General features: G+C 70.7%; 1 protein-coding gene. It reads right to left on the bottom strand.

Annotation, left to right across the window (positions count from 1 at the left end):
- Positions 1-290: hypothetical protein (locus tag LZP73_RS20280; RefSeq protein ID WP_234236736.1), on the bottom strand; the 290-nt coding region annotated here is incomplete at both ends.

The following is a 290-nucleotide window of genomic DNA, read 5'->3' as shown; positions in this document are numbered from 1 at the left end:
GTGCTCGCCCATCGTCCGGCCCTCGGCGCGCATCGCCTCGCCGTTCCAGCGCAGCGCATCGAGGTCCACCGCCGAGCGTGCCTGGCTCGGGTCGTGGAGCATCGCTTCCGCGGTCCGCACCAGCTCACCCCAGGCGCCCTCCGCGGATAATTCTGCCGGTGTGGCCACCAGGCTCGCCGGAGCGATCGGGTTCATGGTGAGCCACTGGCCGCGCTGCACCAACGCCTGACCATCGCGCAGCCAGTGCTCGCCATGCCCGATCAAGTCCTGATCCGCGCTCGTCTGGCCCT

Source organism: Shewanella sp. AS16 (assembly GCF_021412365.1).
Classification (GTDB): domain Bacteria; phylum Pseudomonadota; class Gammaproteobacteria; order Enterobacterales; family Shewanellaceae; genus Shewanella; species Shewanella salipaludis.
Note: the sequence above shows the minus strand (reverse complement) of the source record. Positions and strands in the feature narration are given on the sequence as shown.